18 protein-coding genes and 1 pseudogene are annotated in these 24,592 nt (G+C 73.6%); 8 read left to right on the top strand and 11 right to left on the bottom strand.

Features of this window, described 5'->3' with window-relative positions; all coding sequences use genetic code 11:
• Positions 1 to 148: 148 nt before the first annotated feature.
• From GBN72_RS18240 to GBN72_RS18210, 7 genes are all read right to left on the bottom strand, one after another.
• The gene (locus GBN72_RS18240) at positions 149 to 784 is read right to left on the bottom strand and encodes a GntR family transcriptional regulator (protein WP_151772916.1); all 636 of its coding nucleotides are present in this window, start codon (positions 782 to 784) and stop codon (positions 149 to 151) included.
• A 289-nt stretch (positions 785 to 1,073) separates the two neighbouring features.
• Positions 1,074 to 2,837, bottom strand: coding sequence for a 2-oxoglutarate dehydrogenase, E2 component, dihydrolipoamide succinyltransferase (gene sucB / locus GBN72_RS18235; protein WP_151772915.1), 1,764 nt, complete (start codon positions 2,835 to 2,837; stop codon positions 1,074 to 1,076).
• 57 nt (positions 2,838 to 2,894) lie between these two features.
• A complete protein-coding gene (gene lpdA, locus GBN72_RS18230) occupies positions 2,895 to 4,283 on the bottom strand; it encodes a dihydrolipoyl dehydrogenase (protein ID WP_151772914.1) in 1,389 nt (462 codons plus the stop codon).
• A gap of 302 nt (positions 4,284 to 4,585) precedes the next feature.
• Positions 4,586 to 6,127 (bottom strand): leucyl aminopeptidase, encoded by a 1,542-nt coding sequence (locus GBN72_RS18225; protein WP_151772913.1) that lies wholly within the window; start codon positions 6,125 to 6,127, stop codon positions 4,586 to 4,588.
• Between the two features lie 114 nt (positions 6,128 to 6,241).
• Positions 6,242 to 7,039, bottom strand: a complete 798-nt coding sequence (locus tag GBN72_RS18220; protein ID WP_151772912.1) for an adenosylcobinamide-GDP ribazoletransferase — start codon at positions 7,037 to 7,039, stop codon at positions 6,242 to 6,244.
• 162 nt (positions 7,040 to 7,201) lie between these two features.
• A complete protein-coding gene (pspAA, locus tag GBN72_RS18215) occupies positions 7,202 to 7,480 on the bottom strand; it encodes a PspA-associated protein PspAA (RefSeq protein ID WP_151772911.1) in 279 nt (92 codons plus the stop codon).
• 27 nt (positions 7,481 to 7,507) lie between these two features.
• A complete protein-coding gene (locus tag GBN72_RS18210) occupies positions 7,508 to 8,311 on the bottom strand; it encodes a PspA/IM30 family protein (protein WP_151772910.1) in 804 nt (267 codons plus the stop codon).
• A gap of 124 nt (positions 8,312 to 8,435) precedes the next feature.
• On the opposite strand from GBN72_RS18210, the pseudogene GBN72_RS18205 reads away from it, so the two are divergent.
• The 3 genes and pseudogenes from GBN72_RS18205 to GBN72_RS18195 all read left to right on the top strand — a co-directional run bounded on the left by GBN72_RS18205 (position 8,436) and on the right by GBN72_RS18195 (position 11,184).
• Positions 8,436 to 9,169 (top strand): annotated as a pseudogene (locus GBN72_RS18205) (DUF3043 domain-containing protein).
• Positions 9,170 to 9,282: 113 nt separating this feature from the next.
• A complete protein-coding gene (locus GBN72_RS18200; protein ID WP_151773298.1) occupies positions 9,283 to 9,984 on the top strand; it encodes a methyltransferase domain-containing protein in 702 nt (233 codons plus the stop codon).
• A gap of 69 nt (positions 9,985 to 10,053) precedes the next feature.
• The gene (locus GBN72_RS18195) at positions 10,054 to 11,184 is read left to right on the top strand and encodes a S1C family serine protease (protein ID WP_151772909.1); all 1,131 of its coding nucleotides are present in this window, start codon (positions 10,054 to 10,056) and stop codon (positions 11,182 to 11,184) included.
• Between the two features lie 115 nt (positions 11,185 to 11,299).
• On the opposite strand, the gene GBN72_RS18190 is transcribed toward GBN72_RS18195, so the two are convergent.
• Positions 11,300 to 11,518 (bottom strand): hypothetical protein, encoded by a 219-nt coding sequence (locus GBN72_RS18190; protein ID WP_151772908.1) that lies wholly within the window; start codon positions 11,516 to 11,518, stop codon positions 11,300 to 11,302.
• 194 nt (positions 11,519 to 11,712) lie between these two features.
• On the opposite strand from GBN72_RS18190, the gene GBN72_RS18185 reads away from it, so the two are divergent.
• Positions 11,713 to 12,921, top strand: a complete 1,209-nt coding sequence (locus tag GBN72_RS18185) for a bifunctional adenosylcobinamide kinase/adenosylcobinamide-phosphate guanylyltransferase (protein ID WP_151772907.1) — start codon at positions 11,713 to 11,715, stop codon at positions 12,919 to 12,921.
• A gap of 180 nt (positions 12,922 to 13,101) precedes the next feature.
• Complete coding sequence (locus tag GBN72_RS35375; protein WP_246212621.1) at positions 13,102 to 15,363, top strand: eCIS core domain-containing protein; 2,262 nt, start codon at positions 13,102 to 13,104, stop codon at positions 15,361 to 15,363.
• 36 nt (positions 15,364 to 15,399) lie between these two features.
• On the opposite strand, the gene GBN72_RS18175 is transcribed toward GBN72_RS35375, so the two are convergent.
• Positions 15,400 to 15,954, bottom strand: a complete 555-nt coding sequence (locus tag GBN72_RS18175) for a methyltransferase domain-containing protein (protein WP_151772906.1) — start codon at positions 15,952 to 15,954, stop codon at positions 15,400 to 15,402.
• A gap of 126 nt (positions 15,955 to 16,080) precedes the next feature.
• Between GBN72_RS18175 and cobT the strand changes: the two genes are divergently transcribed.
• The gene (gene cobT / locus GBN72_RS18170) at positions 16,081 to 17,334 is read left to right on the top strand and encodes a nicotinate-nucleotide--dimethylbenzimidazole phosphoribosyltransferase (RefSeq protein WP_151772905.1); all 1,254 of its coding nucleotides are present in this window, start codon (positions 16,081 to 16,083) and stop codon (positions 17,332 to 17,334) included.
• A 209-nt stretch (positions 17,335 to 17,543) separates the two neighbouring features.
• Positions 17,544 to 20,681, top strand: coding sequence for an efflux RND transporter permease subunit (locus GBN72_RS18165; protein WP_151772904.1), 3,138 nt, complete (start codon positions 17,544 to 17,546; stop codon positions 20,679 to 20,681).
• 98 nt (positions 20,682 to 20,779) lie between these two features.
• On the opposite strand, the gene GBN72_RS18160 is transcribed toward GBN72_RS18165, so the two are convergent.
• A complete protein-coding gene (locus GBN72_RS18160; protein WP_151772903.1) occupies positions 20,780 to 21,754 on the bottom strand; it encodes a carbohydrate kinase family protein in 975 nt (324 codons plus the stop codon).
• Positions 21,755 to 21,928: 174 nt separating this feature from the next.
• Between GBN72_RS18160 and GBN72_RS18155 the strand changes: the two genes are divergently transcribed.
• Positions 21,929 to 23,872 (top strand): hypothetical protein, encoded by a 1,944-nt coding sequence (locus tag GBN72_RS18155; RefSeq protein WP_246212695.1) that lies wholly within the window; start codon positions 21,929 to 21,931, stop codon positions 23,870 to 23,872.
• Between the two features lie 88 nt (positions 23,873 to 23,960).
• On the opposite strand, the gene GBN72_RS18150 is transcribed toward GBN72_RS18155, so the two are convergent.
• Positions 23,961 to 24,317 (bottom strand): HesB/IscA family protein, encoded by a 357-nt coding sequence (locus GBN72_RS18150; RefSeq protein ID WP_151772902.1) that lies wholly within the window; start codon positions 24,315 to 24,317, stop codon positions 23,961 to 23,963.
• Positions 24,318 to 24,592 lie beyond the last annotated feature (275 nt).

Raw genomic sequence — 24,592 nt, 5'->3', positions numbered from 1 at the left:
CGATCAAAGGGATGAGCGGTAAAACTTGCCGAACCGGCAAAAGTCGGCACGCAGTGCCATGTGTTTCGCCTGGTGGAAGACACCGCGTGCCGTGGAATCGCAGGTCACGGCGCGGTTCGAGGCTGCGCTCGTATGGTGAGGGGCCCGCTCAGGCGGAGGCGTCGGGGCGCGGGGCACAGCCGAGGACGTGCGCCTTGACGAGGTCCGCGATCCGCGGGTCGCGGCGGCGGAAGGCGGCCACCAGCTCCTCGTGCTCCTCCGCGTAGGACTGCTGGACGGTGCCCAGCCACCGGATCGACAGGGCCGTGAACACCTCGATGCCCAGCCCCTCCCAGGTGTGCAGGAGGACCGAGTTGCCGGCCGCGCGCACCATCTCCCGGTGGAACGCCACCGTGTGGCGCACCTGGCCCGCGGCGTCGGAGAGCCGGTCGGCCTCGTGCAGGGCCTCCACGTGCGGCTCCAGGGTGGAGCAGTCGCCGGCCAGCCGCTCCGCCGCCAGCTCGGCCGCGATGGCCTCCAGGCCGGCCCGGACGGGGTAGCTCTCCTCCAGGTCGGCGGCGGTCAGGTTCCGCACCCGCACGCCCTTGTTGGGGGCCGACTCGATCAGCCGCAGCGACTCCAGCTCCCGCAGGGCCTCGCGCACCGGGGTCTGGCTGACCTCCAGCTCGGTGGCGATGCGCCGCTCGACGATGCGCTCGCCCGGCTTCCAGCGCCCGCTGACGATTCCCTCCACGATGTGCTCGCGGATCTGTTCGCGCAGCGAGTGGATGACGGGCGCGGTCATGGGGGCTCCTTCGGGCAGGGGCGACCTGCGGCCAGGGCCCCCGAGGGCGTTCGACGCTTAGACAATACGGCTGCGGAGCGTGTCTGCCGAGGCGCATCCGGGCGCTGAGACGCAGGTGAGACGAGGCTTACATCACGGACCGGGCATTTCGTCGACCTGACCTCGAGCGCTCCTGGACCGTCCTTGACCTGCGTTTGACGCGGCTTTCACCCGGCTTTGACGCACCGCGCCCCCGCCCGGGGAGTCCGGGCGGGGGCGCGGCGGAGTACGCGACCGGTACGCGGCGTGGTTACAGGCCGAGCTCGACCTCGAACTCGCCGGCCTCCAGGATCGCCTTGACCGCGGTCAGGTAACGGGCGGCGTCCGCGCCGTCCACCAGACGGTGGTCGTAGGAGAGCGTCAGGTAGGTCATGTCGCGGACCGCGATGACCGGGCCGTCCTCGGTCTCGATGACGGCCGGACGCTTCACCGTGGCACCGATGCCCAGGATGGCGACCTGGTTCGGCGGAACGATGATGGTGTCGAACAGCGCACCGCGCGAGCCGGTGTTGCTGATCGAGAAGGTGCCGCCGGCCAGCTCGTCCGGGGTGATCTTGTTGGCGCGCACCTTGCCCGCCAGCTCCGCCGTGGCCTTGGCGATGCCGGCCAGGTTGAGGCCGCCGGCGTTCTTGATGACCGGGGTCATCAGGCCCTTCTCGGCGTCCACCGCGATACCGATGTTCTCGGAGTCGAAGTAGGTGATCGTGCCCTCGGCCTCGTTGATCCGGGCGTTGATGACCGGGTGGGCCTTCAGCGCCTGGGCCGCCGCCTTCACGAAGAACGGCATCGGGGAGAGCTTGACGCCCTCACGGGCCAGGAAGGCGTCCTTGGCCTGGTTGCGCAGGCGCATCAGGCGGGTGACGTCGACCTCGACCACGGAGGAGAGCTGGGCCTGCTCGCGCAGGGCCTTGACCATGTTGTCGCCGATGACCTTGCGGATCCGCGGCATCTTCACGGTCTGGCCACGCAGCGGGGACGCCTCGAGGGCCGGAGCCTTCTTGGCGGCCGGCGCGGCCGGGGCGGCGGCGGCCGGAGCCTGCGCCGCGGCCTTGGCGGCCTCGGCGGCGGCCAGGACGTCCTGCTTGCGGATGCGGCCGCCGACGCCGGTGCCCTTGACGGAGCCCAGGTCGACGCCGTTCTCGGCGGCGAGCTTGCGCACCAGCGGGGTCACGTAGGCGTCGCTCGCACCGGTGCCCGCGGACGGGGCCGGAGCGGCGGGTGCGGCCGGAGCCTGGGCGGCGGGGGCCGGGGCCGGGGCGGCCGGAGCCGGCGCGGGGGCCGGAGCCGGGGCCGGGGCCGGAGCCGGGGCGGGAGCCGGGGCCGGGGTGGGCTCGGGGGCCGGGGCCGGAGCGGCCGGGGCCTCGGGAGCGGCGGCGGCCGGGGCGGAGCCCGGGGTGCCGATGACGGCCAGCTTGGCGCCGACCTCGGCCGTCTCGTCCTCGTTCACCACGATCTCGAGCAGCACGCCGGAGGCGGGCGCCGGGATCTCGGTGTCGACCTTGTCGGTCGAGACCTCGAGCAGCGGCTCGTCGGCCTCGACGGACTCGCCGACCTGCTTCAGCCAGCGGGTGACGGTGCCCTCGGTGACGGACTCGCCGAGCGCGGGCAGGACCACGTCGGTGCCCTCGGCGCTGCCGCCGCCGGAGGTGGCCTCCGCGGTCGGGGCGGGGGCCGGGGCGGCCTGCTCGGTGGACGGGGTGGCCTCGGGGGCCTGGACCGGCTCTGCGGCCGGGGCGGCCTGCTCGGCCGGGGCGGCGGGCGCCGCGGGGGCGCCGGAGCCGTCGTCGATCAGGGCCAGCTCGGCGCCGACCTCGACCGTCTCGTCCTCGGCCACCTTGATGGAGGACAGGACGCCGGACACGGGCGAGGGGATCTCGGTGTCGACCTTGTCGGTCGAGACCTCGAGCAGCGGCTCGTCGGCCTCGACCCGCTCACCCTCGGCCTTCAGCCAACGGGTGACGGTGCCCTCGGTGACGCTCTCGCCGAGCGCCGGAAGGGTTACGGAAACCGCCATGGTTTCGGTTGCTCCTAACGGAAGTGCGGAAGTCTGTTCTCAGTCACCCGGCGGTGATCAGTCGTGCGCGTGCAGCGGCTTGCCCGCCAGCGCGAGGTGGGCCTCGCCCAGGGCCTCGTTCTGGGTCGGGTGCGCGTGGATGAGCTGCGCGACCTCGGCCGGCAGCGCCTCCCAGTTGTAGATCAGCTGCGCCTCGCCGACCTGCTCGCCCATGCGGTCGCCCACCATGTGGACGCCGACCACGGCGCCGTCCTTCACCTGGACGAGCTTGATCTCGCCCGCGGTCTTGAGGATCTTGCTCTTGCCGTTGCCCGCCAGGTTGTACTTGAGAGCGACGACCTTGTCCGCGCCGTAGATCTCCTTGGCCTTGGCCTCGGAGATGCCGACGGAGGCGACCTCGGGGTGGCAGTAGGTCACCCGCGGCACACCGTCGTAGTCGATCGGGACGGCCTTCAGGCCGGCCAGGCGCTCCGCCACCAGGATGCCCTCGGCGAAGCCGACGTGCGCGAGCTGGAGGGTGGGGACCAGGTCGCCGACCGCGGAGATGGTCGGGACGTTGGTGCGCATGTACTCGTCGACCAGGACGTAGCCGCGGTCCATCGCGACGCCCTGCTCCTCGTAGCCCAGGCCCTGCGAGACCGGGCCGCGCCCGACGGCGACGAGGAGGACCTCGGCCTCGAACTCCTTGCCGTCGGCCAGGGTGACCTTGACGCCGTTCTGGGTGTACTCCGCCTTCTGGAAGAAGGTGCCCAGGTTGAACTTGATGCCGCGCTTGCGGAAGGCGCGCTCCAGCAGCTTGGAGCTGTTCTCGTCCTCGACCGGCACGAGGTGCTTCATGCCCTCGATGATCGTGACGTCGGAGCCGAAGGACTTCCACGCCGAGGCGAACTCGACGCCGATGACGCCGCCGCCCAGGATGATCGCGGACTGCGGGACGCGGTCCAGGACCAGCGCGTGGTCCGAGGAGATGATCCGGTTGCCGTCGATCTCCAGGCCCGGCAGCGACTTCGGCACGGAGCCGGTCGCCAGCAGGACGTGGCGGCCCTGGATCCGCTGCCCGTTCACGTCGACCGAGGTCGGGGAGGACAGGCGGCCCTCGCCCTCGATGTAGGTCACCTTGCGGGAGGCGATCAGGCCCTGCAGGCCCTTGTACAGGCCCGAGATCACGTCGTCCTTGTACTTCTGGACGGCGGGGACGTCGATGCCCTCGAAGGTCGCCTTCACACCGAACTGCTCGCTCTCACGCGCCTGGTCGGCGATCTCGCCGGCGTGGAGCAGGGCCTTGGTCGGGATGCATCCCTTGTGCAGGCAGGTGCCGCCGACCTTGTCCTTCTCGATCAGGGCGACGTCCAGGCCCAGCTGAGCCCCGCGCAGCGCCGCGGCGTACCCGCCGCTACCGCCGCCGAGGATCACTAGGTCGAAAACGGTGCTGGCGTCGTTCGCCACGTCACGTCCTCCATGCATGTGCGCCACGCCGGTCTCGTCCGACCGGTCGGCGGCTGGTCACGGCCGCTCTAAGTGCTTCGGCCCGGGTGGGGCCCTGTCCTGCCAAGAGTCCATCTTTGCACTTGTCGGAGCCCAACCGGACGCGGGGCCGTGTTGTGAGACACGGCACAGTGCCCGGAACACCGCGTTCCGGGCGGGGGAGCGGGGGCCGGGAACGGGGGCGGGGGACGGACTCCGCGAGGCGGAACCCGTCCCCCGTCACCGGTGGGACGCGTGCGCGGCCCCGGGCCGCGACGGCTGCGTCAGACCAGGTCGCCCGCGGCGGCGAGCTCGGCCAGGCGCACCAGCGTGCGTACAGCGGAACCCGTGCCTCCCTTGGGCGTGTAACCGAAGGGCTTGCCCTCGTTGAAGGCCGGACCGGCGATGTCCAGGTGCGCCCAGGTGGTGCCCTCGCCCACGAACTCGCGCAGGAAGAGACCGGCGACCAGACCGCCGCCCATCCGCTCGCCCATGTTCGCGATGTCGGCCGTGGCGGACTCCATGCCGGCGCGCAGGTGCTCCGGCAGCGGCATCTGCCAGGCGTCCTCGCCGGACTCCTCGGCCGCCTCGTGGACGGCGCCGCGGAAGGCGTCGTCGTTGCCCATGACGGCGAACGTCCGCGAGCCGAGCGCCAGCACCATCGCGCCGGTCAGCGTCGCCACGTCCACGACGGCGTCCGGCTTCTCCTGCGACGCGGCCCACAGGCCGTCGGCCAGCACCAGCCGTCCCTCGGCGTCGGTGTTCAGCACCTCGACCGTCTTGCCGCTGTACATGCGCAGCACGTCACCCGGACGGGTGGCGGAGCCGGACGGCATGTTCTCCGCCAGGCAGAGCCAGCCGGTGACGTCGACGTCCAGGCCGAGCCGCGCGGCCGCCACCACCGCGGCGAAGACCGCGGCCGCGCCGGCCATGTCGCACTTCATGGTCTCGTTGTGACCGGCCGGCTTCAGCGAGATGCCGCCCGAGTCGTAGGTGATGCCCTTGCCGACGAGGGCCAGGTGCTTCTTCGCCTTCGACGACGTGTACGACAGCTTCACCAGCCGCGGCGGGCGGGTGGAGCCGTTGCCGACGCCGAGGATGCCGCCGTAGCCGCCCTTGGCGAGCGCCTTCTCGTCCAGCACCGTCACCTTGAGGCCGTGCTCCTTCGCGGCCTTCTGGGCGATCTCCGCGAACGAGGCCGGGAACAGGTCGTTCGGCGGCATGTTGATCAGGTCGCGGGCACGGTTCATCTCCCCGGCCACCGCGGCACCGCGGTCCACGGCCGCCTTGAAGGCGCGGTCGCGCGGCTTGCCGCCGAGCAGCACCGCCTCGCCCAGCGGACCCTTGCCCGCCTTGGCGCGGGCCTTCTCGTCCTTGCCGGACTCCTTGTAGGCGTCGTAGACGTACGCGCCGAGCAGCACGCCCTCGGCGACCGCGCCGGCCGCCTCCGCGTCCTCCAGCGGCAGCGCGAACGCGGCCTTCCTGACACCGGTCAGCGCACGGGCGGCCGCACCGGCGGCACGGCGCAGCGCCTCGGCGTCCCAGGCCTCGCCCTTCTCCGGCCCGGCGCCCAGACCGACCGCGACCACGAGCGGGGCCTTGAACCCGGACGGGGCGGGCAGCTTGGTCACCTCGCCCTCGGCGCCCGAGGCGCCGAGGGTCTCCAGCAGACCGGCCAGGGAACCGTCGTACGCAGCGGCGACGGCCTCGGCGCCCGCGGCCACGACGGGGCCGCCGTCCGGCTGCGCGCCCTTGGCGACACCGACGACGATCGCGTCGGCGCGCAGGCCGGCCACGGCGGCGGTGCTGAGGGAAAGATCAGTCACGGTGGTGATGTCTCGCTTCCGTTCGATGGTGATGAGTCCGGGAGGAGCCGAGGGGATGGGCTCGGCCGGGCCCTGAGCTTCTGGGAGGAGCCTACGCGCGGGTTCCCGCGGAGTTCAGCCCAGGCACAGCACGACCAGCGAGACGGTCGCCGCGGTCTCCGCCAGGGCGCCCAGCACGTCACCGGTCACGCCGCCGAACCGGCGCACGCAGCGGCGCAGCAGCGCCTCGGCGGCCAGGCACCCCACGAGCACCGCGGCCGCCGCGCGCACCGCGCCGGCCGGGCCGTCGAGCAGCGCGCCGCCCGCCGCCGCGAGGAGGGTGACCGCGGTGGCGACCGCGGCCGCCGCCGTCCGGGGCACCGCCCCGGCCACCGCCGCGCCCAGTCCCTCCGGCCGGGCGGCGGGCACCCCCCTCCTCGCCCCGAGGGTCAGCGCCAGCCGGGCGGTCACCGCGCAGAGCAGGGCCGCGAAGGCGCCCCGGGCGGGGGAGTGGGCGAAGGCCTGCGCGAGGGCGGCGGTCTGCGCGGCCAGCGCCAGCAGCAGCGTGACCACGCCGAACGGGCCGATGTCGGAGCGCTTCATGATCCGCAGCGCCTCGTCGGCGGGCCGGCCGCTGCCGAGGCCGTCGGCCGTGTCGGCGAGGCCGTCCAGGTGCAGCGCGCGGGTGAGGGCGGCGGGGACGGCGACGGCGGCCACCGCGGCGAGCGGCGCGGAGAGGCCGGCCGTCACGCCGGCCACGCCGGCCAGCGCCGACGCCGCGCCGACGGCCGCCCCGGCGGCCGCCGGGGCGCAGAGCATCCCGGCGCGGGCGGCCTCCCGGTCCCAGCGGTGGACCCGGACCCGCAGCACGGTGAGCGTGCCCAGTGCGAAACGGGGGCCGGTGAGGAGGCGGGAGAACGCGGAGTCGGACATCCCGCCGACGCTACCGCCCGCCCCGCACCCGCCCGGCGGGACCCCGGCGATCGCCCCCGCGGGCGCCGCGCGCGGCCCGTGGGGCGACCGGCGCCGCCGTGGCGGCACGGCCGCCCGGCGGGCCGCGACGGGCGTCCCTGCCCGGAGGCGGCGGTGCGGGCGTCAGCCCGGGATCAGGCCGTCGTCGGACAGGAGGTCGCGGACCTCGTCGAGGGTGGCGTCCGGAGCCGGGAGGATCAGCTCGGACGGCTCCAGGGAGTCGTCCGGCAGCGGTTCCCCCAGCTCCCGGACCTTGTCGAGCAGGGCCTGCAGCGTCCGGCGGAAACCGGGGCCGTCACCCTGCTCCATCTCCGAGAGGAGTTCGTCGTCCAGGACGGAGAGCTCGGTCAGATGGCTGTCGGACAGCCGGACCTGACCCTCGCCCATGATCCGCACGATCATCCCTGGCCTCCCTGAAGCCGTTCGGGGCTACTGCTCCTTGTGGAACCGAGGGGCTTCCTGCGACTGCGCCCGGTCCTGGCCCGACGCCTGCTGGCCGCCCTCGATGGCCTGCTGCTGCGCGGACGTCCCGCCCGACAGCTCGGCCTTCATCCGCTGCAGTTCCAGTTCCACATCCGTACCACCGGAGAGCCGGTCCAGCTCGGCCTGGATGTCGTCCTTGGCGAGCCCCGAGTGATCGTCCAGCGCGCCCGAGGCGAGCAGCTCGTCGATCGCGCCGGCCCGCGCCTGGAGCTGTGCCGTCTTGTCCTCGGCCCGCTGGATGGCCAGCCCGACGTCGCCCATCTCCTCGGAGATGCCGCTGAAGGCCTCGCCGATCCGGGTCTGCGCCTGGGCCGCCGTGTACGTCGCCTTGATGGTCTCCTTCCTGGTGCGGAAGGCGTCCACCTTCGCCTGGAGCCGCTGGGCCGCCAGGGTGAGCTTCTCCTCCTCGCCCTGGAGGGTGCTGTGCTGCGTCTCCAGGTCGGTCACCTGCTGCTGGAGGGCGGCCCGCCGGCTCAGGGCCTCCCGGGCCAGGTCCTCACGGCCCAGGGCCAGCGCCTTGCGGCCCTGCTCCTCGAGCTTGCCCGACTGGGAGCGCAGCTGGTTCAGCTGGAGCTCCAGACGCTTGCGGGAGGTCGCCACGTCGGCGACCCCGCGCCGCACCTTCTGCAGCAGCTCGAGCTGCTTCTGGTACGAGTAGTCGAGGGTTTCGCGAGGGTCCTCGGCCCGGTCCAGGGCCTTGTTCGCCTTCGCGCGGAAGATCATCCCCATACGCTTCATGACACCGCTCATGGGCTTCGCGCGCCCCCTTCTGACGACTTCCAGCTCCAGCTACTGCCGATACAACCCACGGTAAGGGCTGTGTCTCCATTACCGCACTGTCCGGTGGCCGATCCGGTCCTCCGCGAGGACGACCATGAACACGACCGATCCGGCCCAGGGAGGAGAACGGGTACCCGTTCTCCCACGGGTGAGGACGCGGGCCGTTGCGGGATCGTTCCCGCCGGGGCGGTGGTCCATGCCGACGGGCACCCCGTACCCTTGGGTTTTGTGTTCCGTAGCCGTGCCAACGACGAGAAGGCCAAGGACGCCGCGCAGTCGCCGGTGAGCCAGGCCAAGCAGCCCCGCGACCCGCAGGCCCCGAAGGGCAGGCCCACTCCCAAGCGGAGCGTGGCCCAGTCCCAGCGCCGAAGCGTCGCCAACACGCCGACCAACCGCAAGGAGGCGGCGAAGCGGCAGCGCGAGGAGCGCCGCGCCGCGCTGGAGCGCCAGCGCCAGGCGCTCGCCTCCGGCGACGAGCGGTACCTGCCGGTGCGCGACAAGGGCCCGGTCCGCCGGTTCGCCCGTGACTACATCGACTCGCGCTGGTGCGTGGCGGAGTTCTTCCTCCCGATGGCCGTGATCATCCTGATCCTGACGGTCGTCCAGAACCAGCGGGTCCAGTACCTCGGCATGCTGCTGTGGCTGGCCGTCATCGTGATGATCGTGCTCGACTCCGTCGTCACCGGCCTGCGCCTGCGCAAGCGGCTGGCCGAGAAGTTCCCGAACGACAACCGGCGCGGCGCCGTCGCCTACGCGCTGATGCGCTCGCTGCAGATGCGGCGCCTGCGGCTGCCCAAGCCCCAGGTCAAGCGCGGGGAGCGGCCCTGACCACCACCGGTTCCGACCGGGTGCCGCGGCAGACGGCGCCCTTCGACTCCGACGCGGCCCGTGCCTGGCTCGGCAAGGTGGGCGGGCTGCGCGACGTGGTGCGCCAGGAACTGGTGGCACGTCAGCTCGACGAGCAGATCATCGGCCACTTCCCGGTCGGCCGGCGGCTGCGGGTGCTGGACGTCGGCATGGGCCAGGGCACCCAGGCGCTGCGCCTCGCGCGCGCCGGGCACCAGGTCACCGGCGTGGAGCGCGACCCCACGATGATCGAGGCCGCGCGCGAGGCGCTGGCCGCCGAGCCGGCCGGGATCCGCGAACGGTTCCGGCTGGTCCAGGGTGACGGCCAGGAGACCGGCGTCCACTTCCTGCCGGGCAGCTTCGACCTGGTGCTCTGCCACGGCGTGCTGATGTACGTCGACGAACCGGACCCGCTGCTCGCCGGACTGGGCCGGATGCTGGCCCCCGGCGGGCTGCTCTCGCTGCTGGTGCGCAACGGCGACGCGCTCGCCATGCGCCCCGGCCTGGCGGGCGACTGGGCCGGCGCGGTCGCCGCCTTCGACAGCGTGGGCTACCGCAACCGGCTCGGCGTGAACGCGCGGGCCGACCGCCTGGACGCGCTGACCGAGTCGCTGGCCGGCATCGGCGCGCCGCTGCGCGCCTGGTACGGCGTCCGCGTCTTCACCGACCAGGCGCCCGACGGGGCGGAGCAGCCGTCCCACCTGGAAGCCCTCCTCGCCGCGGAGGAGCGGGCGGGTCGCACCGACCCCTACCGCCGGGTCGCCGCGCTGCTCCACCTGTGCGGCAGCCGGGGCTGACCGGCGCGGGGCGCCCGTTCGGGGGCACATGACGCGCTGCGGCGCCGGGCGGCGGCAAGACTCGTGCCCATGCACGCAGACGCCGCAGACGCCGCCGCCGACGCTGACGCCTCCGCCGACGCGGCCGCACCGGACGCCGGGCACGCCTGCGCCGCACGCCGTGCCGGCGCCGCCCTCGCCTGCTGCCTGGCCCTCGCCGTCCTGCCCGCCTGCGCGGCCGTCGCGCCGCACTCCGCCCGGGGCCAGGAGGCCGGCGCCCCGCACGCGCCGCGCGCCCCGGAGGACCTGGAGGAGGGCTACATCCGGGTCATCCGCGACGTCCTGCCCTCCGTGGTCCAGGTGCAGGCCGGCGGCGACCTCGGTTCCGGCATCGTCTACGACGACCGCGGACACATCGTCACCAACGCCCATGTGGTGGGCGACCAGAAGAGTTTCCAGGTCACCACCGCCCAGAGCGGTCAGCCGCTGACCGCGCGGCTGGTGTCGTCCTTCCCCGAGCAGGACCTCGCCGTCATCAAGCTGGAGCGGATGCCCGACGGACTGCGGCCCGCGGCCTTCGGGGACTCCGCCGAGGTGCAGGTGGGGCAGATCGTGCTGGCGATGGGCTCGCCGCTGGGGCTCTCCTCCAGCGTCACCCAGGGGATCGTCTCGGCCACCGGACGGACCGTCAGCGAGACGTCCGAGACCGGCGGCACGGGGGCGACCATCCCCAACATGATCCAGACCTCGGCGGCCATCAACCCCGGCAACAGCGGGGGCGCGCTGGTCGACCTGGACGGCGAGGTCGTCGGCATCCCCACCCTCGCCGCGTCCGACCCCGGACTGGACGGCAGCGCGGCGGCCGGCATCGGCTTCGCCATCCCGTCGTCCATGGTGCGCACGGTCGCCGACCAGATCATCGAGGACGGCCGGGTCACCCACACCGGGCGGGCCGCCCTGGACATCACCGGCCGCACCGTGGTCGACCGGAACTCCCGGGCCGTCGGCGTGGCGATCGTGGAGGTGATCAGCGGCGGGGCCGCCGCCGACGCGGGGCTGCGGGCCGGGGACGTGATCATCCGGCTGGGGACCCGGCCGATCACCACCATCACCTCCCTCACCGAGACGCTGGCGACCATGAAGCCCGGCGAGAAGGTGACCGTCGCCTACCGCCGGGGCGGCGACGACCGCACCGTGCGGGTCACCCTCGGCGAGCAGTGACGGGAGGCGGGCGGGGCGGCGGTCCGCCGCCCCGCCGCCCTTGTTCCCCGCCCGGGCGCCGGAAACCGGTCCCCGGCCACCGCCGGCCGAAGGCTCGGGCAGGCCGGCCGGGGGCTCAGGCCTCGACGTCCTCGGCGCGCAGGCTCATCGGCCCGTAGATCTCCGCCTCGTCCTCGAAGAGCCGCACCTGCTCGGCACCGCCCTCCAGCAGCTCCCGCCAGTGCTCGCCCAGCCAGGACTCCGCGTCCCCCTGGGTGGTGAACTCCTCCGGCTCCACCGCGGGCTCGACCTCGGTGCCGTCGGCCTTCTCGAACCGCCAAATCCATGCCACCACGTGCGCCTCCAGGGGTTGCGGGTCCGGCTGGGATGCCGTCGTCAGGAGCCTAGGCCCTGATCGTTCCCGTCCGCGCGGTCCGGGCAACATGACCGGGGTCACGCGGCCGGCCGTCCGCCCCGTGCGGAGGACGCCCCGCCGCCGAACAGACGGCCGGGGCGTGCGGCCCGGCCGGCGGACGGGACAATCGGTGCGTGGACGTCACTCTGCTCGGCACCGGAGCCCCCAGCGGGCTGCCGCGCCCCGGCTGCCCCTGCGCCGCCTGCGCCGTCGCCCTCGGCCCGGACGCCCGGGCCGCGACCTCGCTGCTCGTGGACGGCACGCTGCTGCTCGACCTGGTCCCCGGGGCCGCCTTCGCCGCCGCCCGCTCGGGACACTCGCTGACCGGGGTGCGGCAGGTGCTGCTCACCCACCCGCACGACGGGCCCGCCGTGGAGGTGCCGCCGGGGCTGCCGCAGCCGGGCCGGGTGCCGGACGGGCGTGAACTGGCGCTGCTCACCGGGCACCGGGTGCGGGCGCTGGCCATGGACGCCCCCGGAACCGGGTACGCGGTCACCGGGCCGGACGGCCGCCGACTGCTCCTTCTGCCGCCCGGGTGCGCGCCGGCCGGCCTGGAGGAGACCGCGGAACCGTACGACATGGTGCTGGCCGACGTGCTCGGCCGCCCCGACGCGCTGGCCCGCCTGCGGACGGCGGGCGCGGTCGGCACCACCACGGACGTGATCGCGGTGCACATCGACCACGACGTGCCGCCGGGCCCGGAGCTGCGGCGCCGGCTGGCCGCGGCGGGGGCACGGGCGGTACCGGACGGGGAGACGCTGGTGGTGGGGTCGTACGAGAGCGTGCCGGACGTGCCGAGGCGCACGCTGGTGCTGGGCGGGGCGCGCTCCGGCAAGTCGGTCGAGGCGGAGCGGCGCCTGGAGGCGTTCCCCGAGGTGGTGTACGTGGCCACCGGCGGGACGCGGGGCGGGGACTCCGAGTGGGCGGAACGGGTCCGTCTCCACCGCGACCGGCGGCCCGGCTCGTGGCGGACCCTGGAGACCTGCGACCTGGTGCCCCTGCTCGACGACGGGGCCGGGGCGCCGCTCCTGATCGACTGCCTCGCGCTGTGGCTCACCGACGCGATGGACGCGGTCGGGGCGTGGGACGACGCCGAGTGGGCGGGCGGCGGGCAGAAGGCGCTGCGCGAGCGGGTGGCGGAGCTGGCCGGGGCGCTGCGGGCGACGCGGCGGACGGTGGTGGCCGTCTCCAACGAGGTCGGCTCCGGCATCGTCCCCGCGACCGCCTCCGGCCGCCGCTACCGCGACGAGCTGGGCCGCCTCAACGCGGCCGTCGCCGCCGAGTCCGAGCACGTCCTCCTGGTCGTCGCCGGCCAGGCCCTGCCCCTGCGGGGCGGTTCCTAGCCGCACGCGGCGCCGTGGACGAGGTGTGGCCGTGGACGCGGCGTGGCCGCCATGCGCAGGAGGAACTCCTGCGCAGCCGGAAATCGGCTACCGGCCGCCGGGACCGGCGCCAGTAGGGTGTTCGCGGCAGGCGGGAGCCGTGGCCGACGCCGGTTTCCGCGCTCGTGACGAGAGGGCCCGATGCACGCCAACGACAAGAGACCGACGGCCCACGGCAGGCAGCCCGGCCGCCGCCGTGACAGGACCCAGCCGGCGGAACGTGACTTTCCCGCCGGGCTTCTCGGCCTCCAGGCCACCGCGGGCAACGCCGCCGTGGTCCAGATGCTCCGTGCGGCCGGCCGTGCCGGGGCCCGGCCCGAGGAGCACCGGCACGGTGCGGACTGCGGTCACCTGCCTGCCGAGCGGCCCTCCGTGCAGCGCTCCGCCGTCCACGACGTCCTGCGCACCAGCGGCCGCCCCCTGGACGGGCCGACCCGCACGGACATGGAGGCCCGTCTGGGGGCGGACTTCTCCGACGTCCGTATCCACAACGACTCCGCCGCGAAGGCATCCGCGGCGGAGGTCGGCGCCCGCGCCTACACGTCCGGCTCCCACGTCGTGATCGGTGACGGCGGCGGCGACAGGCACACCCTCGCCCACGAGCTGACGCACGTCATCCAGCAGCGCCGGGGCCCCGTGGCCGGAACGGACAACGGCGGCGGCCTCAAGGTCTCCGACCCCTCCGACCGCTTCGAACGCGAGGCCGAAGCCAACGCGACGCGGGTCATGTCGCGCTCCGCCCCGGCGCCCCGGCAGAAGCACGCCCCGGGCGTCACGCCGCCCGGGCCGGGGGCCGGCCCCGTCCAGCGGGCGCTCACCGTCAACGGCCGGAAGATCTCCGAGGAGTACCGGAAGGAGAGCGAGAACCAGTCCCCGCCGGAGCAGCGGGCGAAGCTCGACGCGAAGGTGCTCGACATCGTCGCCGGGATCGGCGCGGCGAAGCAGAGCGGTGAGCTCTCCGAGGACGAGTGGAAGCAGATCCAGGGCGCGGAGAACCGGATCGTCGGGCAGCTGCGCAAGCTGATCGTGTCGCCGGTCGGTGAGAAGGGCCTCCACAAGGTGCTGGAAGCCGACATCGGCAAGCACCCGGAGTTCGGCGCGAAGAACCGCGACGTCCAGGTGAACGACTACGCCGAGCTGGCGCGCGGGCTGATGGGCTGGGTCGAGGCGAAGGAGAACCGCAAGAAGGAGAAGGCGGCGGCGGCCGAGATCAAGGTCAGCCGGGACGTCGACCTCCTCCTCAACTCCCTGCTGCTGCGCATCGACAGCCGGACCGAGACGATCAAGTCGCAGATGACTCCCGACAAGCGGCAGGCCATGGAACACGAGCTCGTCCACGGCGTCGCCCACGAACTCGCGGCAGGAGGCGCGGCCAAGGCCGGCCAGCCCTTCGGCGCCTACCTCACGTACTTCAATCCGGCGCACAACCCGCGGAGCAAGTTCCGTCCCGGCGAGGCGCTCGCACACCTGGCGACGACCGTCCCCGGAGTGGGCGGCGGAATCCAGGCGGTGCTGCGCAGCCCGGAGAACTTCCCGTTCCGGGAGAAGATCATGGTGCTCCACGACCTGATGGAGTACTTCGGACCGGCCAGGCATTTCCCTCCGACCATGGGCACGGACCTGCTGAGCGACATCGGCGTGGACGACACCTGGAGCACGTCGGGCATCGACCCCGCGACCGGGGTGCGGAACCAGCGGGCCCAGGACCGGGGCCAGAACCCGCGGAAGTGGCAAGGGGGCAAGGAGCACCCGTCCACGAGGAACGAGAACTCCGACACCACGAAGCTCGCGCGTGCCCACAAGGCGCCGGTCTGGGCGGGTCAGTCCTACACGGCTGCCCGCATGTTCAACCTCGCCCGGGCCGCGGGCGGGACCCGGCAGGAGATCGCCGCGGTGGCCTGGGGCATCTTCGCCTTCTGGCGGCTGGACTTCGACCACACGACCCCGTTCGCCTACCACACGCTGCACGAAGTCATGGACATCGCACAGAACTTCGGCGTCCCGTACAGGATCACCGATCAGTACGCGGGCCGGGAGGAGCTGAGGGTGACCAAGCTGGTGGAACAACTCCACGAGCTCCAGAAGCAGGTGAACGGGGGGCGTGAGCAGGTCCAGCAGGGCATCGACCTTCTCCGGCAGGCGGAGAAGTCGGACACCGGCATGTGGACCGACGAGCACGACAGGGCCGTCGAGTCGGCCGGTCGCATCGCCGGCGACCTGCACCGCATCGCCGAACAGCTGGCGGCCCTCGCGGCCCGCCTGGCCAACCCGCCGGAGCAGAGGAGCAGGGAGGAGACGGAGCTGGCGCAAGCCCTCCAGGACGCCCTCGCGAGGATCCCGGACGAGTTCCAGAAGCTCGGCGACCAGTTCGCCCCGGTACTGGCCATGGCGAAGAACCCGTAGGAACGGTTCCCGGCGGCGTGCGGCCGTGCGGATCGGTCAGCGGGGGGCGGGGCGGGCCGGGAGGCGGGCCAGGAGCGGCACCCCGGGGAGGCGGTGGCGGGGCGGCAGGGCGTGGTAGCCGGCCGCGGTGAGCGCGGCGAGGGCGGTGGCGGGGTCGGGGACGGCGTCGACGAGGAGGTGGCCGTCCTCGCGCAGTATGGGCCGCAGCGCGCGGAGCCGGTCGGGGCCGGGGCGGACGCCCCGGAGGCTGATCACGTCGTAACGGGACGTCAGCCGCGAGACGACCTCCGGGTCGCCCGGCAGGCCCCGGTGCGCCTCCTCGATCCGCCCGGCCGCCCGCGCCACCTCCACCAGCGGGGTGACGTCCAGTCCGTCGAAGGCCGTGTACGGGAAGTACCGCCGGGCGGCCTCGCAGAAGTGCCCGCGGCCGCACCCGACGTCCAGCCAGCTCTCCGGCTCCGGCGCCACCGCCAGCACCGCCCGCGCGGCGAGGCGGTGGCGCAGCCGTTCCAGCGGCCGCGGCGGCCGGTCGTCGGGCAGCGGACCCCTCACCACCGGGTCCTGCGGTTCCGGCACGACGACCTCGGCCACGGCGGCTCCTCACCCTGACGGACAACACGGAAGATCCCCGGGAACGAAAGCGGGCAAACCGGAAGGTAGGTCTTCCCGCTCCGGGACGCAACGACGCGGCCCCGACGGGCCGGTACTGTTCCGCCAATGAGCTCGCTTAATCTCGACGACTTCACCGACCGGATCCAGCGCCCCCACGGCAGCGTGCGCCGTGACGCCGAGGCGCGCCGGGAGCGTCTGGCCGTGCCGGCCGGGTCGCTGGGACGTCTGGACGAACTGGGGGAGTGGCTCGCCGCCGCCCAGCACGCCGTGCCGGTGCGCCCCGTGGAGCGGCCCAAGGTCCTGCTGTTCGCCGCCGACCACGGGGTGGCCGCGCTCGATGTCTCCGGCCGCCCGGCCGGTACCGCCGTCCGGCTGGTCCGGGACGTCCTGGAGGGCCTGAGCCCGGTCGCCGTGCTGGCCCGCCGTCAGGACGTCCCGGTCCGGGTGGTGGACATGGCCCTGGACTGCGACCCGGGGGAGCTGCCCGCCGAGGTGGCCGGCCACCGGGTGCGCCGGGGCAGCGGCCGGATCGACGTGGAGGACGCGCTCACCGCGGAGGAGGCGGAGGCCGCCTTCGCCGCGGGCGTCGCCCTCGCCGACGAGGAGGCGGACGCCGGCACCGACCTGATCGTCCTGGGCGACGTCAGCGTCGGCGGCACCACCGCCGCCGCCGTGCTGATCGCCGCCCTCTGCGGCACCGACGCCTCGGTGGTCACCGGCCGCGGCGGGGCCGGGATCGACGACCTGGCATGGATGCGTAAGTGCGCCGCGATCCGCGACGCGCTGCGCCGGGCCCGCCCGGTCCTCGGCGACCAGCTCAAGCTGCTGGCCACGGTGGGAGGCGCCGACCTGGCGGCCATGACCGGCTTCCTGCTCCAGTGCGCGGCTCGCCGCACCCCGGTGGTCCTGGACGGCGTGGTGTCGGCCGCCGCCGCCCTGGTCGCCCAGCGGGTCGCCTTCCGCGGCCCCGACTGGTGGCTGGCCGGTCACCGCAGCGGTGAGCCCGCCCAGGCCAAGGCGCTGGACCGGATGGCGCTGGAGCCGCTGCTCGACCACGGGGTGGCGGTCGGTGAGGGCGTGGGGGCGCTGCTGGCGCTTCCGATGGTGCGGGCCGCCGCGGCGCTCGCCGCCGAACTGCCGGAGCGGCCCGAGCCGTCGGATCCGTCCGAGCAGGCCGAGCAGGCCGAGCCTTCCGAGCAGCCTGGGTCGTCCGTGGAGTCCGGGTCGTCCGCGCGGCCCGGGCAGTCCGGGTCGTCCGAGCAGTCGGCGCAGCCCGAGCAGCCCGAGCCGGCAGCGCAGTCCGAGCCGGCAGCGCAGTCCGAGAAGTCCGAGAAGTCCGAAGACGTCCCCGGGGTGTAGCGCGACGGCGGGTGGATGCGTGGCCCCGCGTCTCATCCTCCTCCGGTCGGCTTGTCCGACCGGAGGAGGATGTGATGCTCCTCAAATCGGACCAGGGGGCTACCAGGTCTCTCCGTGGCATGGGCGAGGATGTAGGCGGCGGCGGTCCCGCCCCCACCCGGCGCCTTCCACGCACCGTGCCCTCACCTCGTAGAGAGACCCTGACCCTTATGTCCTGGCTGTCCAAATTCAGCCTCGCGCAGCGGGCCCTGATAGGTCTGATGTCGCTGATCGCGCTGATCTTCGGAGTCATCGCGATCCCGCAGCTCAAGCAGCAGTTGCTTCCCTCCATCGAGCTGCCCATGGTGTCGGTGATCGCGCCGTACCAGGGCGCGTCGCCCGACGTCGTCGAGAAGCAGGTCGTCGAGCCCCTGGAGAACGGCATCAAGGCCGTCGACGGGGTCGAGAGCCTGACCTCCACGGCGAGCGAGGGCAGCGCCGTGATCATGGCCTCCTTCGACTACGGCCCGGACACCAAGCAGCTGGTCGCCGACATCCAGCAGGCGATCAACCGGTCCCGGAACCTGCTGCCCGAGGGCGTCGACCCGCAGGTGATCGCAGGTTCGTCCGACGACATCCCGGCCGTGGTCCTCTCCGTCACCGCCGACATGGACCAGCAGGCGCTGGCCGACCGCATCGACACCGCGGTCGTCCCCGAGCTGGAGAAGATCGACGGCGTCGGCCAGGCCGCGGTCAACGGCGTGCGCGAGATGCAGGTCACCGTCACCCCGGACGACGCCAAGCTGGCGCGCGCCGGGCTGACGTCCGCCTCGCTGACCCAGGCGCTCCAGGCGGGCGGCGCCTCGGTGCCGGCGGGCGCCTTCGACGAGGACGGCTCCAGCCGCACCGTCCAGGTCGGCGGCGGCTTCACCTCGCTCGACCAGATCAAGGACCTGCGCGTCGCCGGTGAGGGCGGCGGCAAGGCGGTCAAGCTCTCCTCGGTCGCCAAGGTCGCCGAGAAGCCGGCCGCGGCCACCTCCATCACCCGCACCAACGGCGAGCCCAGCCTCTCCGTCATCGTCACCATGGACCGGGACGGCAGCGCCGTCACCATCTCCGACGCCGTCCAGGACAAGCTCCCCGAGCTGCGCGCCGCCGTCGGTTCGGGCGCCGCGGTCACCGTGGTCACCGACCAGGGCCCGGCCGTCGCCGACGCCATCTCCGGCCTCACCACCGAGGGCGCGCTCGGTCTCCTCTTCGCCGTCGTGGTGATCCTCGTCTTCCTGACGTCGATCCGCTCCACGCTGGTCACCGCGGTCTCCATCCCGCTCTCGGTGGTCCTCACCCTGATCGTGCTGTGGACCCGCGACACCTCGCTCAACATGCTCACCCTGGGCGGTCTGACCATCGCCATCGGGCGTGTGGTCGACGACTCGATCGTGGTGCTGGAGAACATCAAGCGGCACCTCGGCTACGGCACGGAGCGCAAGGAGGCCATCCTCAAGGCCGTCCGCGAGGTCGCCGGCGCCATCACCTCCTCCACCCTGACCACCGTCGCGGTCTTCCTGCCGATCGGTCTGGTCGGCGGCATGGTGGGCGAGCTGTTCAGCGACTTCAGCCTCACCGTCACGATCGCCATGCTGGCCTCGCTGCTGGTGTCGCTGACGGTCGTCCCGGTCCTCTCCTACTGGTTCCTGCGCGCCCCGAAGCACACCCCCGAGGACGCCGAGGAGGCCCGCCGCAAGGCCGAGGAGGCCGAGCGCCGCAGCCGCCTGCAGCGCCTGTACGTGCCCGTCCTGAAGTTCGCCACGCGCCGCCGCCTCACCAGCGTGCTGATCGCCGTCGTGGTGCTCGTCGGCACCCTCGGCATGACGCCGCTGCTCAAGACCAACTTCCTGGACCAGGGCGACCAGAACGTCATCGCCGTCAGCCAGGAGATGGAGCCCGGCACCAGCCTGGCCGCCACCGACGAGGCCGCGGCCAAGGTCGAGAAGCTGATCGAGGGCATCGACGGCGTCAAGGACCAGCAGGTCACCGTCGGCAGCTCCGGCTGGATGGCCGCCTTCGGCGGCGGCACCGGCAGCAACCAGTCCTCGTTCCAGGTCATGCTGGAGGAGGGCGCCTCCTACGAGGGCGTCCAGAAGGACATCGAGGAGGGTCTCGCCGGCCTCGACGGCATCGGCGACACCAAGATCGACGCCTCCGGCGGCTTCGGCGGCACCAACCTCGCGGTGGTCGTGAAGGCGGCCGACCCGCAGGTCCTCGCCGACGCCACCGCCGACGTGACCAAGGCGGTCGAGGGTCTCGACGACGTCGCCGACGTCACCAGCGACCTCGCGCAGTCCGTCCCGCGCATCCAGGTCCGCGCCAACGAGAAGGCCGCCGCGGCCGGGTTCAACGACCAGACCCTCGGCGCGGTCGTCGCCCAGTCGGTCCGCGGCACCACGGTCGGCAAGGCCACCCTGGACAACGCCGAGCGCGACATCGTCATCCGTTCCGCGAAGCCCGCCGACACCATGGCCGAGCTGAAGAACCTGCGTCTCGGCCCGGTCAAGCTGTCCCAGATCGCCGATGTCGAGCTGGTCGACGGCCCGGTCTCGCTGACCCGCATCGACGGCCAGCGGTCCGTGAACGTCACCGCCCGCCCGACCGGCGACAACACCGGCGCGGTCAGCGCGGAGCTCTTCACGGCCCTCGACAAGCTGGAGCTGCCCGAGGGCGCCACGGCCGAGATCGCCGGTGTCACCGAGCAGCAGGACGACGCCTTCGTCAACCTCTTCCTGGCCATGCTCGCCGCGATCGCGATCGTGTTCATGCTCCTGGTCGGCACCTTCCGGTCGCTCGCCCAGCCGCTGATCCTGCTCGTGTCCATCCCGTTCGCGGCCACCGGCGCGCTCGGCCTGCTGATCGCCACGGGCATCCCGATGGGCGTCCCGGCGATGATCGGCATGCTGATGCTGATCGGCATCGTGGTCACCAACGCGATCGTGCTGATCGACCTGATCAACCAGTACCGGGATCAGGGCTACGGCATCGTCGACGCGGTGATCGAGGGTGGCCGGCACCGTCTGCGGCCCATCCTGATGACGGCGCTGGCGACCATCTTCGCGCTGATCCCGATGGCGCTGGGCGTCACCGGCCACGGCGGGTTCATCGCCCAGCCGCTGGCGGTCGTGGTGATCGGCGGTCTGATCACCTCGACGCTGCTGACGCTGCTCCTGGTGCCGACGCTCTACGCGATGCTGGAGCTCCGCAAGGAGCGGCGCGCCGCCAAGCGCGCGGCGAAGCGCCGGGCCAAGGCCGGCGAGGGCGGGGACGGGGACGGTACCCCCACCCCCGCCACGGAGCCCGAACCCGCTCGGGCCTGACGCGTCCGACACGGGCGAGGCCCGACACACAGGAAGGCCCCCGGCGCCACTCGGCGCCGGGGGCCTTCCCCGTTCCCCGCGTGTCGCGGGCCCGATCGTCAGCCGAGGTTCTTGCGGACCTCGGAGGCGGCCTCCTCGCCGTAGGCCTCGGCGAAGCGCTCCATGAAGTGCGCGCGGTGCAGCTGGTACTCCTGGGTGCCCACGGTCTCGATGACGAGGGTGGCCAGCATGCAGCCGATCTGCGCGGCCCGCTCCAGCGAGACGCCCCAGGCCAGCCCGGACAGGAAGCCCGCCCGGAAGGCGTCGCCGACACCGGTCGGGTCGGCCTTGCGGGCCTCCTGCGGGACGCCGACCTCGACCGGGGTCTCCCCGTGCCGCTCGACGCGCACGCCCCGCGAGCCCAGCGTGGTGACCCGGTGGCCGACCCTGGCCAGGATCTCCTCGTCGGACCAGCCGGTCTTGGACTCGATGAGCCCCTTCTCGTACTCGTTGGAGAAGAGGTACGTCGCGCCCTCCAGCAGGATCCGGATCTCCTCGCCGTTCATCCGCGCGATCTGCTGCGAGAAGTCCGCGGCGAACGGGATGCCCCGGGTGCGGCACTCCTCGGTGTGGCGGAGCATCGCCTCCGGGTCGTCGGCGCCGATGAGGACCAGGTCGAGGCCGCCCACCCGGTCGGCGACGGTCTTCAGCTCGATCAGCCGGGCCTCGCTCATGGCGCCGGTGTAGAAGGAACCGATCTGGTTGTGGTCGGCGTCCGTGGTGCAGACGAACCGCGCGGTGTGCAGCGTCTCGGAGATGCGCACGGAAGCGGTGTCGACGCCGTGCCGGTCGAGCCAGGCGCGGTACTCGTCGAAGTCGGAGCCGGCCGCTCCCACCAGGACCGGGGCGGTGCCCAGCTGGCCCATGCCGAAGGCGATGTTGGCGCCGACGCCGCCTCGGCGGACGTCCAGCTGGTCGACCAGGAAGGAGAGCGAGACCGTGTGCAGCTGGTCCGCGACGAGCTGGTCGGCGAACCGGCCGGGGAAGGTCATGAGGTGGTCGGTGGCGATGGAGCCGGTGACTGCGATGCGCACGGGGAGTCTCTCCTGGCTGGCGGCTTGGTGACCTACCGATGGTAGGCGGACCCGGGGCCGGGATCGGCCCTCCCGCCGCTTCCGGGGAACCGGGAGTTCCCCGCGTACGTCCCATCGGCGACTCCTGATGAGGGATGCGGCCTCCGAGGGCCTCCGGGAAGAAAGGGCGAAGAGGTGAAGGACGACGCGCTGCCGGCCGACGGCCCGGACGACGAGACGACGACCGGGGCGGACCGCCACGACGGGGCCGCGGACCGGCGGGAACCGGCGGTGGCGCCACGCGGGGACGCGGACGGCGCCGTGGGTCCGGAGTCCGGGTCGACGGCGGAGGTCACCGGGGACGGGCCGACGCCGGGCGGGGCCGGGCAGCGTTCGCCGGGGGGCGCCGACGACGGGTTCGTCGCTGCGGTGTCGCGCGGGGGCGCGGACGGTGTCGCGGGCCGGGAGCCCGCGGGGACGGATGCCGCCGGGGGCGGGTTCGTCGCTGCGGTGCCGCGCGGGGACGCGGACGGCGCCGTGGGTCCGGAGTCCGGGTCGACGGCGGAGGTCACCGGGGACGGGCCGACGCCGGGCGGGGCCGGGCAGCGTTCGCCGGGGGGCGCCGACGACGGGTTCGTCGCTGCGGTGTCGCGCGGGGGCGCGGACGGTGTCGCGGGCCGGGAGCCTGCGGGTACGGGGGCCGCCGGGGGCGGGATCGGGTCGGCGGCGGTGGGGGGTGACGCCGGGCGGATGCCGGGCGGTGCCGACGACGGGTCCGCGACGCCGGCGCGGCGGCAGCGGCCGCCGCGCGGACGGCTCGCCGTCGCCGCGGTGACCGCCGCCGTCCTCGCCGTCGCGGGCATCAGCGCCTACGCGGCCTCCTCCGCGGGCGGCCGGGCGGCCTCCGCCCAGGCCGGTCCCACCGATCCGGAACCCCTGGTTCTGGACGGCTACGGCGCCGTGCCGCAGGGGCTCACCTTCCGTCCCGACGGCCCGCTGCCCGACGCGCCGGACACCGCCCCCGTGTACCGCCCCGAGGGTGAGGTGCCCAAGCAGCGGGTCGCCGCGCTCGCCGGGGCGCTGGGCCTGGAGAGCACACCGCGCAGCGAGGGCACGGCGTGGAAGGCGGGCCGGGAGCTGTCCGTCGACCGCGAGGCGCCCGCCTCCTGGACGTTCACCCGCGAGCTGTCCGAGGGGCGGACACCAGTCGGCGAGGCGAAGGCGAAGGCCGCCGCCGCCCCGGTGCTGGAGGCGGCCGGGCAGGACGACGCCGAGGTCGACGCGAGCCGCACCCTGGGCGCCGAACGGACGGTCGAGGCCGATCCGGTGATCGGCGGTCTGCCCACCCACGGCTGGACCACCACCTTGCGGGTGGGCCCGGACTCCACGGTGACCTCGGGCGCCGGACAGCTCGCCGACCCGGTCCGGGGCGACTCCTACCCGCTGGTGGAGGCCGAGGAGGCGCTGAAGGACCTCGACCGGCTGAGCTCCGGCGTCGGCGGCGCCCCGGCGCCCGGCTGCGCCAGCGCGGTGCCGCACACCGACGGGCAGGGCGACGAGGCGGGGCGCCCGGCCGGCTCCGTGCCGCCGGCCGACCCCTGCACACCCGAGCAGCCGCAGAAGCGGCGCACCGCCACCGTGGAGAGCGCGGTCCTCGGCCTGGCCGCGTTCCACACGGACGGACGACAGGCGCTGGTGCCGTCGTGGATCTTCCAGGTGCGGATCCCGAACGCCGTCGACCCGCTGACCGTCGCCCACCCGGCCGTCGACCCCGCCTTCCTGGTCACCTCCGAGGAGCCGCCGGCCGAGCAGCCCAGCCCCCGCCCGACCGGGCCGGACGACGGAACCGGCGCCGACCGGGCACGGGTCACCGGCTACCGGGCCGAGGACGGCCGCCTCACCGTGGCCTTCGAGGCCGGCGTGTGCTCGGACTTCACCCTGCGGGCGACCGAACACGGGGACCGGGTGGAGGTGGTCGTCGAGGAGAGGAAGTGGCCCGACCGGGTCTGCATCATGATCGCCAAGATCCACCACCGGACCGTGGAGCTCGACGAGCCGCTCGGCGACCGCGCGGTGGTCGACTCCGCCGGGACGCCCGTGCCCGAGGAGAAGGACACACCGCGCCCGTCCGCGCGCTGACGCCCGCGCCCGGTCCCCGGCAACGCCCGAGGGCGGCGCCCCCCGTTCGGGGAGCGCCGCCCTCGGTGTCGAGCCGGGCCGGGCCGGCTCAGTTGAACGAGTCGCCGCAGGCGCAGGAGCCGGTGGCGTTCGGGTTGTCGATCGTGAAGCCCTGCTTCTCGATGGTGTCGACGAAGTCGATCGACGCGCCGCCCAGGTACGGGGCGCTCATGCGGTCGGTGACCACCTTGACGCCGTCGAAGTCCTTGAGCACGTCGCCGTCGAGGGAACGCTCGTCGAAGAACAGCTGGTAGCGCAGGCCGGAGCAGCCACCGGGCTGAACGGCGACGCGCAGCGCCAGGTCGTCGCGGCCTTCCTGGTCGAGCAGGGCCTTGACCTTGGCCGCGGCGGCGTCGGTCAGGATGATGCCGTCGGTGACGGTGGTCTTCTCGTCCGATACGGACATCTACATCTCTCCCGGGTTGTACGGAGACTGCTTGCCGACGATTCAACCGGCCCGGCCGCGGATTCATTCCGCCCCGGCCCGGGCGAAGTCGAGAGCCTGGAGGGCGTCGATCGTCCTTCCTCATGCTCGCACACGCCCGGGACCCGGAACAGCGCCCACCGCTCCGAGGGAGCCGACCGGGATTCACGTCACATCGACGCTATCGGCCGCCCGGAAACCGGCCGACAGAGGTTATGATAGATAGCGTCATTTAGACGAAAAGGTTAGGCCCACCT

Origin of the sequence: Streptomyces abyssomicinicus (assembly GCF_008974245.1) — a bacterium.
Classification (GTDB): Bacteria; Actinomycetota; Actinomycetes; order Streptomycetales; family Streptomycetaceae; genus Streptomyces; species Streptomyces abyssomicinicus.
The sequence above is the reverse complement of the archived record's forward strand: the minus strand, read 5'-3'. Positions and strand labels throughout refer to the sequence as shown.

Excerpts from the sequence above, each read along its gene's own strand:
- GBN72_RS18240 (WP_151772916.1), bottom strand. The coding sequence starts at position 784 with ATGACCGCGCCCGTCATCCACTCGCTGCGCGAACAGATCCGCGAGCAC.
- sucB (WP_151772915.1), bottom strand. The coding sequence starts at position 2,837 with ATGGCGGTTTCCGTAACCCTTCCGGCGCTCGGCGAGAGCGTCACCGAG.
- GBN72_RS18220 (WP_151772912.1), bottom strand. The coding sequence starts at position 7,039 with ATGTCCGACTCCGCGTTCTCCCGCCTCCTCACCGGCCCCCGTTTCGCA.
- pspAA (WP_151772911.1), bottom strand. The coding sequence starts at position 7,480 with ATGATCGTGCGGATCATGGGCGAGGGTCAGGTCCGGCTGTCCGACAGC.
- GBN72_RS18210 (WP_151772910.1), bottom strand. The coding sequence starts at position 8,311 with ATGAGCGGTGTCATGAAGCGTATGGGGATGATCTTCCGCGCGAAGGCG.
- GBN72_RS18195 (WP_151772909.1), top strand. The coding sequence starts at position 10,054 with ATGCACGCAGACGCCGCAGACGCCGCCGCCGACGCTGACGCCTCCGCC.
- GBN72_RS35375 (WP_246212621.1), top strand. The coding sequence starts at position 13,102 with ATGCACGCCAACGACAAGAGACCGACGGCCCACGGCAGGCAGCCCGGC.
- cobT (WP_151772905.1), top strand. The coding sequence starts at position 16,081 with ATGAGCTCGCTTAATCTCGACGACTTCACCGACCGGATCCAGCGCCCC.
- GBN72_RS18165 (WP_151772904.1), top strand. The coding sequence starts at position 17,544 with ATGTCCTGGCTGTCCAAATTCAGCCTCGCGCAGCGGGCCCTGATAGGT.
- GBN72_RS18150 (WP_151772902.1), bottom strand. The coding sequence starts at position 24,317 with ATGTCCGTATCGGACGAGAAGACCACCGTCACCGACGGCATCATCCTG.